The 12,129-nt window shown below is 68.1% G+C and carries 8 protein-coding genes, 1 pseudogene and 2 riboswitches; of the genes and pseudogenes, 1 reads left to right on the top strand and 8 read right to left on the bottom strand.

The genetic code is table 11. The features are described 5' to 3' along the window. Positions 1-68 precede the first annotated feature (68 nt). From ACK4TH_RS08705 to ACK4TH_RS08735, 7 genes and pseudogenes are all read right to left on the bottom strand, one after another. Positions 69-1,567 (bottom strand): annotated as a pseudogene (locus ACK4TH_RS08705) (B12-binding domain-containing radical SAM protein); the annotation flags it as partial. A 153-nt stretch (positions 1,568-1,720) separates the two neighbouring features. Continuing rightward, complete coding sequence (locus tag ACK4TH_RS08710; RefSeq protein ID WP_409625176.1) at positions 1,721-3,109, bottom strand: L-serine ammonia-lyase; 1,389 nt, start codon at positions 3,107-3,109, stop codon at positions 1,721-1,723. A gap of 32 nt (positions 3,110-3,141) precedes the next feature. Continuing rightward, positions 3,142-4,392 carry a D-amino acid dehydrogenase gene (locus tag ACK4TH_RS08715; protein WP_409625179.1) on the bottom strand — a complete coding sequence of 417 codons (1,251 nt, stop codon included), beginning with the start codon at positions 4,390-4,392 and terminating at the stop codon, positions 3,142-3,144. Between the two features lie 64 nt (positions 4,393-4,456). Continuing rightward, positions 4,457-4,564: riboswitch (glycine riboswitch) on the bottom strand. 22 nt (positions 4,565-4,586) lie between these two features. Further along, positions 4,587-4,677, bottom strand: a riboswitch (glycine riboswitch). A 20-nt stretch (positions 4,678-4,697) separates the two neighbouring features. After that, on the bottom strand, positions 4,698-5,990 hold the full coding sequence (locus tag ACK4TH_RS08720) for a TRAP transporter large permease (RefSeq protein ID WP_409625182.1): 1,293 nt from the start codon (positions 5,988-5,990) through the stop codon (positions 4,698-4,700). Continuing rightward, positions 5,987-6,475, bottom strand: a complete 489-nt coding sequence (locus tag ACK4TH_RS08725; protein WP_409625185.1) for a TRAP transporter small permease — start codon at positions 6,473-6,475, stop codon at positions 5,987-5,989. Before ACK4TH_RS08725 ends, ACK4TH_RS08720 begins: the two co-directional genes overlap by 4 nt. A gap of 26 nt (positions 6,476-6,501) precedes the next feature. Further along, a complete protein-coding gene (locus tag ACK4TH_RS08730; RefSeq protein WP_409625261.1) occupies positions 6,502-6,921 on the bottom strand; it encodes a hypothetical protein in 420 nt (139 codons plus the stop codon). 14 nt (positions 6,922-6,935) lie between these two features. Continuing rightward, on the bottom strand, positions 6,936-8,108 hold the full coding sequence (locus ACK4TH_RS08735) for a M20 aminoacylase family protein (RefSeq protein ID WP_409625188.1): 1,173 nt from the start codon (positions 8,106-8,108) through the stop codon (positions 6,936-6,938). 142 nt (positions 8,109-8,250) lie between these two features. Between ACK4TH_RS08735 and ACK4TH_RS08740 the strand changes: the two genes are divergently transcribed. Then, positions 8,251-9,156, top strand: coding sequence for a LysR family transcriptional regulator (locus ACK4TH_RS08740; protein WP_409625191.1), 906 nt, complete (start codon positions 8,251-8,253; stop codon positions 9,154-9,156). 42 nt (positions 9,157-9,198) lie between these two features. Here ACK4TH_RS08740 and gcvP read toward each other — a convergent pair whose 3' ends face one another. Further along, a complete protein-coding gene (gene gcvP, locus ACK4TH_RS08745; protein WP_409625193.1) occupies positions 9,199-12,129 on the bottom strand; it encodes an aminomethyl-transferring glycine dehydrogenase in 2,931 nt (976 codons plus the stop codon).

Here is a 12,129-nt window from a genome sequence, read left to right on the forward strand (position 1 = left end):
CCGGCTTCTTCTTGCTTGGCATAGATGCTCCTTTCCAACATGCTATGCCTCAAACACAAAATTCCTGACAGGCTCGCGTCGGCAAAGCCCTTGGTCACGCGCGCCACCTGCTCCACGCTCACGCCTTTTTTCATCAGGGCCAGCAGGCGGTCGCTGGCCACTTCGAGCCCGCCGCTCATGGCAATGCAGCCGCTTTGCGCCAGCAGTTCGCTCAGCTCGGGCGTGAAGGTTTTTTCGAAGCGGATGTTGCCCCACCAACTGATTTGCAGGTCGCGGCGGATCAACTCCTCGGCCAGGGCTTTGAGTGCCTTGGGCGGCGCCGCTTCGTCCACGAAATGAAAGCCGGTCTGGCCGGTTTCTTCGACGATGCGCTCAATACGGTCGGCCAGCGTGGACGCGGCCGCGGTCTCGTAGCGGCCGATGTAGTCCAGGCTCACATCGCAGAAGCTGCATTTTTTCCAGTAGCAGCCGTGGGCCACGGTCAGCTTGTTCCAGCGCCCGTCGCTCCAGAGCCGGTGCATGGGGTTGAGCATGTCCAGCAGGCTGAGGTAGCGGTCGATCGGCAGCCCGTCCCAGGTGGGGTGCCCACGTGCTCGAACGGGATGTCGGGTTCGGCCAGATGGACGTACTTGACCGCGCCCCCTTCGCGCACGAAGGTGCGCTGCAGACGCTGCGGCCCGCGCTTGCCGCGCAGGTGCTCGATGATCGAGAGCAGCGGACGCTCGCCCGCATCCAGCGTCACGTAGTCCACGAAGTCGAACACCCGCGGCTCCTTGAGTTCGCGCAGTTCGGTGTTCACGTAACCGCCGCCCAGCGCGATCTTCACGTCGGGACGAGCCGCCTTGATGGCCTGGCCCATGCGCAGGGCCGCGTAGACCGAGCCGGGAAAGGGCACCGACAGCAGCACCAGCTGCGGCTGGTGTTCGGCCACGGCCTGCAGCTTCAGCTCGCACAGCAGTTCGTCCACCAGCGTGGGCTGCGCGGCCAGGGCCTGAGCCAGCGGCTCAAACGTGGGCTGACTGTTGGCCAGCGATTCGGCGTAACGTACGAACTCAAAACGTGAGTCGGCCGCGTCGCGGATCACGTCCGCCAGGTCGTTGAGGTACAGCGTGGCCAGGTGGCGGGCCTTGTCCTGCACGCCCAGGGCGCCGAAGGCCCAGCCCAGCGGGTCGCCGCTGCCGTCGTCGACGTAGTGGTCCAGAGCCGCAAAGCGCGGCCCTTCGGGCAGCAGGCCGCGCGCGGCGATGCGGTAGGCCAACGTGGCGTCGCGCCCTTACAGGTAGGCGATCACCGGACCGATGGTGCTGCGGTAGGCCTCGAAATGCGCGAGGAAATGGCGCACGCTGGCCCGGCGCTGCGCCTTGGGCAGGGCCTGTGCACGCTCGCGCAGCGCCTCCAGCCCGGCGGGTGTGAACAATCGCAGCACCAGCGCCAGCGCAATGTCGGCCTGCACAGCGTCCACGCCGCGCGAGCGCAGGAAGCCAGTGAGGTAGGCGGTGGAGGGGTAGGGCGTGTTCAGCTGCGTCATCGGCGGGATGAGGCTGAGCACGCGGAAGGTCGTGGTCATGCACGTGAAACAAAGTTTTCCGGGAGCTTAGCCCAGACGAAAACCAAGATCACGGCCGGCGCGCGATGCACCCGTACAGGGGGGTGGAACCGGCTTCGCCAGGCCAAGCGCATCGTCCCTTTGGGCGGTGACGTCGCAGGCGGTGCAGGGGGCTCAACATTCGACGATGTTGACAGCCAGCCCGCCCCGCGCGGTTTCCTTGTATTTGGTCTTCATGTCGGCGCCGGTCTCGCGCATGGTCTTGATGACCTTGTCCAGGCTCACGTGGTGGGTGCCGTCGCCGCGCAGCGCCATGCGCGCGGCGTTGATGGCCTTGACCGAGGCGATGGCGTTGCGTTCGATGCAGGGGATCTGCACCAGGCCGCCGACCGGGTCGCAGGTCAGGCCCAGGTGGTGTTCCATGCCGATCTCGGCGGCGTTCTCCACCTGCTCGGGCGTGCCGCCCAGCACCGCGCACAGCGCTCCGGCGGCCATGGAGCAGGCCACGCCCACCTCCCCCTGGCAGCCGACCTCGGCGCCGCTGATGCTGGCGTTCTCCTTGTAGAGGATGCCGATGGCGGCGGCGGTGAGCAGGAAGTCCACCACGCCGTCGTCATCGGCGCCCGCCACGAATCGCCGGTAGTAGTGCAACACGGCGGGCACGATGCCGGCCGCGCCGTTGGTGGGAGCGGTCACCACACGGCCGCCGGCGGCGTTTTCCTCGTTCACGGCCAGCGCGTAGAGGTTCACCCAGTCGAGCACGGCCAGCGGGTCGGTCAATGCCTTCTCGGGGTGGCCGGTGAGGTCGCGGAACAGGCCGGGCGCACGGCGACGCACCTTGAAGCCGCCGGGCAGCACGCCTTCGGTGGCGCAACCGCGCCGCACGCAGGCCTGCATCACGTCCCAGATGTGCAGCAGGCCGGCGCGCACTTCATCATCGCTGCGCCAGTGGCGTTCGTTCACCCGCATCACCCCGGCGATGGACAGACCGTGCTCGCGGCAGCGCTGCAGCAGTTCGTCGCCGGTGCGGAAGGGGATGGGCAATTGGGTGGTATCCGGCGCGATGATCTTCTGCCGCTGGCCGTCGGCCATCACCTCTTCGCTGACGACGAAGCCGCCGCCGACCGAGTAGAAAGTGCGCTCGGCCAGCACCGCACCGGCCGCGTCCCAAGCCGTCAGACGCATGCCATTGGCGTGCAGCGGCAGGGCTTGGCGGTGCAGGGTCAGGTCCTCGCGGTCGGCCCAGGCGACGGTGTGGATGCCCATGAGCGCGATGCGCCCCTTTTCACGAATGGCGGCAACGGTGGGCTCGACGGCTTCGATCGGCACCGATTCGGGTTCGTGTCCGCACAGACCCAGCAGCACCGCCTTGTCGCTGCCGTGCCCGCGGCCGGTGGCGCCCAGCGAGCCGTACAGGCCGCAGTGCACCCGCGCCACAGCCGGCAGCAGGCCGGCGGTTTGCAGCCCGTGGGCAAACAGGCGCGCGGCCCGCATGGGCCCCACCGTGTGCGAACTGCTGGGACCGATGCCGATCTTGAACAGGTCGAATGCCGAAACGGCCATGCGGAACTCCTGGTGGTGCGGTGAGCAGCGGGTCAGGCCAGGGCCGGGCGGGCGCTGGCACCTGCGGTGCGCAGACGGTCCCACTGTGCCACATGGCCGGCCAGCTGGTGGGCCGTGATGGCCGAGAGCGTCCAGCCCAGGTGGCCGTGGCCGGTGTTGTAGAACACATTGGGGCGACCGCCGGGGCCGACGCGGGGCATCATGTCCGGCATCATGGGGCGCAGGCCGGCCCAGGGCTCGACGCGGCGCGTGCTCACGCCCGGGAAGCACTGGTTGACCCAGTCCACCAAGGGCTTGATGCGGTCGGCGCGGATGTCGCGGTTGAAGCCGTTGAACTCGGCCGTGCCGGCGACACGGAAGCGGTCCGCGCCGAGGCGGCTGGTGACCAGCTTGGTCTCGTCGTCCAGCAGGCTGACCTGCGGCGCAGCGGCCTGGCTCTGCTCGTCGTTGAGCATGACGGTGATCGAGTAACCCTTGACCGGGTAGACGTTGAGGCGGTCACCCAACTGCGCGCCAATGGCTCGGCTGTGCACGCCGGCGCAGACCACGACCGCGTCGGCGGTGACCACTTCTCCGTCGGCTAGGGTGACTCGGGCCGTGTTGCCCGTGGTCTGCACGCGGCTGACGGCTCGGCCGGTCAGCAGGCGCACGCCGCGGCGTTCGCAGGCCTGGCTCAGACCATAGGTGAACTTGTGGATGTCGCCGGTCGAATCGCTCTCGGTATAGAAGCCGCCGTAGTACTGGCCGGCCAGCGTGGGTTCGATGGCGCGCATCTCCTCGGGCGTGACGGCGCGGCGATGCAGGCCGCCTTCGGCCAGCAGCTTGCTGACCTGGGCCGCGTGGTCGAAGCCGGCCTTGTCGCGGTAGATGTGCAGGATGCCCTGCTTCTTGAGATCGAATTCGATGCCCTCGGTCTCGGCCCAGCCGAACAGGTGCTCACGCGCGGCAATGGCCAGGCGGGCGGTGGCGATGGTGTTGTCGCGGTACTTCGGAATGGAGGCCGCGAACTCCGCGAACCACGACAGCTTGTGCCAGCTCGGCTTGGGGTTGACCAGCAGCGGCGCGTCGGCCTTGAGCATCCACTTGATGCCCTTGAGCAGGGTGGATGGGTGGGTCCAGGTTTCGGCGTTGGAGGCCGACAACTGCCCGCCGTTGGCGTGGCTGGTTTCCATGCCCGCGTAGCGGTGCTGTTCGATCAGGGTGACCTCGTGACCCTGGCGGGACAGGGCGTAGGCGCTGGTGACGCCGGTGATGCCGCCGCCGATGACGATGAGCTGTGCCATGGAGAAATCTCTCTTTCGAAGCCGTCAAACAGGATAGGCACAGCCCGCACACCGTGTGCGGACCATGACCCCCTCTGTTTGTGACCTGAGAGATTCACCCGTCCCGTGGGGACTGGCTTGCTCCTGCGGTGGGCCGGGGGACGAATCCCGGCCGCTCTTCAGAGTGTTGCACCCGGGCGCAGCCCGGAAGCGGTTGGCACTGATCGGTCCTTTTGCCTGAGAGTTTCCGGGGCGGTTGCTCCTTCGGCGCCGGCCTCCTGGGCCGGTCTCTCCCGATCAAGTGCGGCGATTATAGGGGTGTCCCGTCACCTCATCAAGTGGACCAGCCACAGGCTGATGGACGGGAACGCGACCAGCAGCGCCAGGCGCAGCACATCAATGCCGATGAAAGGCACCAGGCCGCGGAAGATGGTGCCCACCGGCACCTTGGGCAGGTTGGCCTTGAGCACGAACACATTCATGCCCACCGGTGGCGTGATCAGGCCGATCTCGGTCAGCACCACCACGATGATGCCGAACCAGACCAGGTCGAAGCCTTGCGCCACCAGCGTGGGGGTGAACAGCGGCACGAAGATCAGGATGATGGCCATCGAGTCCATCACGCAGCCCAGCAGCAGGAACACCGCCAGGATGGCCAGCAGCACGCCCAGGCGAGACAGGCCCGAGTCCTGCACCAGTGACAGCAGCTCGTCGGCCAGGCCGGAGAAGCTGATCAGTTGCGAGAACAGCATGGCGCCGAACAGCACCACGTAGAGCATGATCGAGGTATGGGCGGTTTCCTTCATCACCTCGATGAAGCGCGACAGGTTCAGGCGGCGCTGCACCAGCGCGATCAGCAGCGCCAGGCCGGAGCCCATGCCCCCGGCCTCGGTGGCGGTGAACCAGCCCATGTAGAGGCCGCCGATGATGAGCAGGAACAGCGCCACGAAGGGCCAGACCCCGGCCAGGGACTGCCAGCGCTCGCGGGCCGACACCGGGTTGCCGCGCGGCGCGTGTCCCGGCTTGAACCAGGCGATCAGGTAGATGACCAGCATGTACATCGCCAGGCCCAGCAGTCCTGGCAACACGCCGGCGATGAACAGTTCGCCGATGTTCTGCTGGGTCAGGATGCCGTAGATCATCAGGATGATCGAGGGCGGGATGAGGATGCCCAGGGTGCCGCCGGCCGCGATGGTGGCCGAGGCCAGGCGGTCCGAATAGCCGTACTGCTGCATGCTGGGGTAGGCCACCTTGGCCATGGTGGCGGCAGTGGCGAAGCTGGAGCCGCACACCGCGCTGAAGCCGGCACAGGTGACCATGGTGGCCAGTGCCAGGCCGCCACGCACCGCGCCAAGGAAGGCGTAGGCCGCGCGGAACAGGTCTTCCGAGATACCGGTGCGCGAGAGCACGTTGCCCATCAGGATGAACAGCGGAACCACGGCCAGTTCGTAGGAAAACGCCGCTTCGGACAGCGTCATGGGGATCAGGGTGCGCGCCACCTCGAAGCTGTTGACCAGGCTGATGCCGCCGATGGAGACGGTCAGCAGCGCGATGCCCAGCGGCACGCGCAGGAAGGCCAGCAGCAGCACGGCCGCCAAGCAGATGAGTCCGATGGTCATGATGCGGCCTCTTCGCTGAGGTGTTCGGGCTGGGGCGCTGCGGCGAACAGGGCCAGCAGGGCTGACAGGGCCGAGGTGAACGCCATGAAAGCGTACATCCACGACCGCGGGATGGTCAGCGCGGGGCTGACCTCGTTGATGGTCTGGGCCTCGGGCACCGCCACGGCGTATTCCCAGGCGATCAGGCCCAGCACGGCGGCGATCAGCACGTCCACCGCCTTGTGCCAGGGGCGCCACCCGGGCTGCAGCAGCCAGCGGTCGAACAGGTCGACGCTGAGGTGGCCGCGCCGCGCGGTCAGCAGCGGCAGGCCGCCGAAGATGATGAGCGCCATCAGGTGCTCGGTCATGTCATTGGCGCCGAATACCGGCGTGTTGAACAGGCGCCTGCCGATCACGTCGACGAAGGTGAGGGCCACCATCGCCGACAGCAGGAGCACCAGCAGCAGGCCAACGCCGCGTTCGATACGACCGAGCCAGGGCTTCATGCTCATCGTCTCCGCTCAGGGCCGGCTTACTTGGCCAGCAGCTTGTACTGCTGCTCGTAGAAGCTCACCACCGCATTGTGGTCGGCCACGCCAAACTTCGGCCCTTCGGCGGCCAGTTCCTGCAGCATGGTGGTGCGCACCTTGCGGATGTTGTCCAGCAGCGCCTGGCTGGGCTGGGCGAACTTGTGGCCATTGCCGCGCAGGGTGGCTTCGGCGGCCTTGTTCTGCACGTCGAACTGCTGGCCCCAGCGGCGCGAGAGCGCCTCGCCCGAGAGCTTCAGGATGGCCTGCTGGTCGGCAGCCGACAGGCGCTGAAATTTGCCTTGGTTCATCACGATGAAGAAGGACGCGTCGTACAGGCCACCCGGGATGAGGGTGTGGTTCTTGAGCTTGCCGTCGAGGCGGAAGTTGACCACCGACTCCAGCGGGTGCAGCGAGGCGTCGATGGGTCAGGGTGGGCTCAGGGGTGGGTGAGGGAAAGCAGTTCGTTGACCAGAGCGATCCAGTACGCGGCGCCGGGAGCGATGTTCTGGTCGTTGAAGTCGTAGGCCGGGTTGTGAACCATGCAGGCGCCGGGCTCGCCGTCGGCGCCGTTGCCGATGAACAGGTAGCAGCCGGGCACGCGTTCGAGCATGAAGGCGAAGTCTTCGCTGCCGGTCAGCATCGGCGCCTGCGCAATCTGGTCGGCAGGGAAATGCTGCTGTGCCACCGCCAGCGCGCGGGCGGTCTGCTGCGCGTCATTGACCAGCACCGCGTAACCCGGGCGCCAGGCGATCTCGGCCCGCACACCGTAGCTCTGCGCCTGCAACTCGATCAGGGCCTTGATTCGGCCCTCCATGTTGCGCCGCACCTGCGGGTCCAGCGCGCGCAGGCTGATCTCCAGACGGGCGCTGGTCGGGATCACGTTGTTGGCCTCACCCGAATGGATGGCGCCGACGGTGACGACCGCCGGCTGCATCGGGTCGACGTTGCGCGAAACAATGGTCTGCAGCGCCATGACCAGCGAGGCGGCGGCTACCAGCGGGTCGGTGGCCTTGTGCGGCATGGCGCCGTGGCCGCCCACGCCGTGCAGGGTGATGGTGGCGTAGTCCGACGAGGCCATGGTCGGCCCGCTGCGGAACAGCAGCTGCCCCTGCGGGAAGCCCGGCATGTTGTGCATGGCGAAGATGGCGTCGCAGGGAAAGCGCTCGAACAGGCCGTCTTCCATCATCTTCAGCGCGCCGCCGCCGCCTTCTTCGGCCGGCTGGAAGATCAGGTTCAACGTGCCGTCGAAGCGGCCGTGCTGCGCCAGGTGGTGCGCGGCGGCCAGCAGCATGGCGGTGTGGCCGTCGTGGCCGCAGGCGTGCATCACGCCGTGTTCGCAGCTGGCCCAGGCCGCGCCGGTGGCCTCGGCGATCGGCAGGGCGTCCATGTCGGCGCGCAGGCCGATCGAGCGGCTGGAGGTGCCGCGCTTGAGCTGCCCCACCACGCCGGTGCCACCCAGACCGGTGGTGACCTCGTAACCCCAGGCGCCCAGCTGCGCCGCCACCAGGGCGGCGGTTCGACGCTCCTGGAACGCCAGTTCCGGGTGACGGTGGATGTCGCGGCGCAGATCGATGAAGGTCTGCAGGGCTTGGTCACTGAGTCGTTCCACGAAGTCGCTCCTGGGTTGGGGTGCCGGTACTTCAGTTCCTGTCATCACCATGACATGAACTTTGTTGCATGTTAGGAATGGCTTGGGTTAAAGTCCAATGCATTGAAGAGCATTGATTCATGAGTTTTAATGGAGATTTGCCATGACGCTCGTGCAGTTGAAGCACTTCGTGGTGCTGGCTGAACTGGGTTCCTACGTGCAGGCGTCTGCGGCGCTGTACCTCACGCAGCCGGCGCTCACGCGCAGCATCCAGGCGCTCGAGGACGAGCTGGGCGGCCCTCTGTTCGACCGCATCGGGCGCCGCATCGGGCTCACGCCCTTTGGGCACGAGGTCCTGTCCCGCGCGCGGCGCCTGGTGGCCGACGCCGAGGCGCTCAAGCAGACCGGCAAGGGCCTGCACGCGGGCCTGGTCGGCAGCCTGCGCATCGGCCTGAGTTCCGGGCCGGGTGCCCTGCTGTCGACCCCGCTGATGCAGCACATGGCGCAGCACCATCCCCGGCTGCACCTGCAAATCTCGCGCGGCAACACCAGCTTGCTGATCGACGAGCTGCGCGAGCAGCATCTGGATGCGCTGGTGGTGGACGCCCGCTCGGTCCGGCCGTCGGCCGATCTGGCGGTGTCCCAGGTCTTCGAGCTGGCGGCGGGCTTTCTGGTGCGGCCGGACCATCCCCTGATGCAGCGGGGCCAGCCGGTGGGGATCGAGGATGCCCTGGCCTACCCGGTGGCCTCCACGCCGCTGAGCGATGAGGTGGCGCGCATCCTGATCAGCCGCTACGGGCCGCAGGCCAACCCCGATGACATGGTGACCCTGCGCAGCGACGAGACGCTCAGCCTGGTCGAGGTGGCGCGGGCCAGTGACGCGATCGTGCTGACCATCCATGCCGCGGCGCCCGGCCTGGTGCAACTGCCCATGTCACCGCCGCTGGCCGCCACGGCGCGTTTCGGCCTGGTGACCCTGGCGCAGCGCCAGCCGGCACCCGCGCTGCGCATCCTGCGCGAGCAGCTGCCGCGCTGGGTGGCCGGCTATGGCGCCACGGCTGTGGCATGAAAAAGGGCGCCAGCGGCGCCCTCGTGTGGATCCCTGACGGGGTCAGTCGGCCAGCTCGCTCACTGGCACGCAGCTGCAGAACAGGTTGCGGTCGCCGTAGACGTTGTCCACGCGCCCCACCGGGGGCCAGTACTTGGTGCCTGCGCGGCCGTGGGCGCGGTGGAAGGGCAGCGCCGCGCCCAGCTCGCGGGCATACGGGTGGGGCCAATCCTCCGTCAGGCAACGGCTGGCGGTGTGGGGGGCGTTTTTCAGCGGGTTGTCGTCGCGCGGCCAAACGCCCAGTTCCACGGCGCGGATTTCCTCGCGGATGGCGATCATCGCGTCGATGAAGCAGTCCAGCTCCTCCAGCGTCTCGCTCTCGGTCGGCTCCACCATCAGCGTGTTGGCGACGGGGAAGGACAGCGTCGGCGCGTGAAAGCCGTAGTCCATGAGCCGCTTGGCGATGTCTTCGGCCATCACGCCGCAGGTGTCCTTGAAGCCGCGGCAGTCCAGGATACACTCGTGCGCCACATGGCCGTTGGCACTGGCGTAGAGCGTCGGGTAGTGCTCGCGCAGGCGGGCGCTGACGTAGTTGGCCGCCAGGATGGCCGTCTCGGTCGCGCGCTGCAGGCCGTCGGCGCCCATCATGCGGATGTACATCCACGAGATGGGCAGCACGGCGGCATTGCCGAGCGGCGCTGCCGAAACCGCGCCGACCGTCGCATCCGCGCGCGCACCGCCGGCGTAGGCACCCGCCGCATGCGCCGTGGCGTGCCCCGGCAAGTAGGGGGCCAGATCCGCCACCACGCACACCGGGCCCACGCCGGGGCCGCCGCCGCCGTGGGGAATGCAGAAGGTCTTGTGCAGATTCAGATGGCTGACGTCGCCGCCAAACTCGCCGGGTGCGGCGGTGCCGACCAGGGCGTTCATGTTGGCCCCGTCGATGTACACCCGCCCTCCGTGCTGGTGCACCAGCTCGCACAGGGCCTTGACGCCGGTCTCGAATACCCCGTGCGTGCTGGGGTAGGTGATCATCACGCACGACAGGCGCTCGCTGTACTGCTCGCACTTGGCGCGCAGGTCGTCCAGGTCCACGTTGCCCTGGGCGTCGCAGGCCACCACCACGACCTGCAGCCCGGCCATCTGGGCGCTGGCGGGGTTGGTGCCGTGGGCCGACTGCGGGATGAGACAGATGTCACGGTGGGATTCACCACGGGCCGCGTGGTAGGCCTGGATCGCCAGCAGGCCCGCATATTCACCCTGCGAGCCCGCGTTGGGCTGCAGGCTGATGGCGGCGTAGCCGGTGGCCTGGCACAGCCAGGCGCGCAACTGCTCGTCGAGCAGGCGATAGCCTTCCAACTGGTCCGCCGGCGCGAAGGGGTGCACCTGCGCGAACTCGGGCCAGGTGATCGGGATCATCTCGCTGGTCGCGTTCAGCTTCATGGTGCACGAGCCCAGCGGGATCATGGTGCGGTCCAGCGCCAGATCCTTGTCCGACAGGCTGCGGATGTAGCGCAGCATGCCGGTTTCGCTGTGGTGGGTGTTGAACACCGGGTGCGTCAGATAGGCGCTGGTGCGGCGCAGCGCGGGGGGGATCAGCGGTTCGATGCCGGCCTCGAAGTCGGCAAACGACGGCAGCGCCTGCCCCGGTGCGGCGAACACGGCCCACAGGGCCTCGATGTCGGCGCGCGTGGTCGTCTCGTCCAGCGAGATACCCAGGTTGCCATGCCCCAGATCGCGCAGGTTCATGCCGCGCTCGCGCGCGCGGGCCAGCAGCGACGCGGTGGCGTTGCCGGTGTGCAGGCACAGGGTGTCGAACGCAGTGCCGTTGGCCGGGGCGTGCCCCAGGGCGGTCAGTCCGCGCGCCAGGATGGCCGTGTAGCTGGCCACGCGCTCGGCGATGCGGCGCAGCCCCTGCGGGCCGTGGTAGACGGCGTACATGCTGGCCACGACGGCGGGCAGCACCTGCGCGGTGCAGATGTTGGAGGTGGCCTTTTCGCGGCGGATGTGCTGCTCGCGCGTCTGCAGCGCCAGCCGGTAGGCGGGCTGACCGTGCACGTCCACGCTGACACCGACCAGGCGCCCGGGCAGCGAGCGCTTGTAGGCGTCGCGGCAGGCCATGAAGCCGGCGTGCGGCCCGCCTGCGCCCATGGGCATGCCAAAGCGCTGGCTGCTGCCCACCACGATGTCCGCGCCCCATTCGCCGGGGGGCGACAGCAGCGTCAGCGCCAGCAGGTCCGAGGCGACGATGACCGCCGCGCCCTTGGCGTGGGCGGTATCCGTATCGGCGCGCAGGTCGTCGACGCGGCCATGGGTGTCCGGATACTGCATCAGCACGGCAAAGTAGCCGTCACCGCGCAGGGCTTGCTGCCAAGCCTCGGCCGAATGGGTGACGATCACCTGCAGGCCCAGCGGGCGGGCGCGCGTCTGCACCACTTCGATGGTTTGCGGGTGGCAATCGCCCGAGACGACGATGACATTGCCCGCGGCCTTGACCGAGCGGCGCGCCAGCGTCATGGCTTCGGCGGCGGCGGTGGCCTCGTCGAGCATGGATGCATTGGCGATGTCCATGCCCGTCAGATCGGTCACCATCGTCTGGAAGTTGACCAGCGCCTCCATGCGGCCCTGCGAAATCTCGGCCTGATAGGGGGTGTAGGCGGTGTACCAGGCGGGGTTTTCCAGGATGTTGCGCAGGATGACGCCGGGCGTGTGGGTGCCGTAGTAGCCCTGGCCGATGAAGCTGCGCAGCAGGCGGTTTTTCTGCGCGATGGCCTTGAGTTCGGCCAGCGCCTGCGCCTCGGGTACGGGCGCAGGCAGGTCCATCGCCCGCACGCGGGCAATGGCGCGCGGCACGATGCTGTCGGTCAGGGCGCGGCGGCTGGCTTCGCCGATCGCGGCGAGCATGCGCTGCTCGTCCGAGGGGCCGATGCCGACGTGGCGGTCGACGAACTCGCCGGCGTTTTCCAGCGCCGACAGCGGGGTGGGGGTGGTCAT

This window comes from Tepidimonas sp., assembly GCF_046292505.1.
Taxonomy (GTDB): Bacteria; Pseudomonadota; Gammaproteobacteria; order Burkholderiales; family Burkholderiaceae_C; genus Tepidimonas.

Excerpts from the sequence above, each read along its gene's own strand:
- ACK4TH_RS08710 (WP_409625176.1), bottom strand. The coding sequence starts at position 3,109 with ATGGCCGTTTCGGCATTCGACCTGTTCAAGATCGGCATCGGTCCCAGC.
- ACK4TH_RS08715 (WP_409625179.1), bottom strand. The coding sequence starts at position 4,392 with ATGGCACAGCTCATCGTCATCGGCGGCGGCATCACCGGCGTCACCAGC.
- ACK4TH_RS08720 (WP_409625182.1), bottom strand. The coding sequence starts at position 5,990 with ATGACCATCGGACTCATCTGCTTGGCGGCCGTGCTGCTGCTGGCCTTC.
- ACK4TH_RS08725 (WP_409625185.1), bottom strand. The coding sequence starts at position 6,475 with ATGAAGCCCTGGCTCGGTCGTATCGAACGCGGCGTTGGCCTGCTGCTG.
- ACK4TH_RS08740 (WP_409625191.1), top strand. The coding sequence starts at position 8,251 with ATGACGCTCGTGCAGTTGAAGCACTTCGTGGTGCTGGCTGAACTGGGT.
- gcvP (WP_409625193.1), bottom strand. The coding sequence starts at position 12,129 with ATGACCACCCCCACCCCGCTGTCGGCGCTGGAAAACGCCGGCGAGTTC.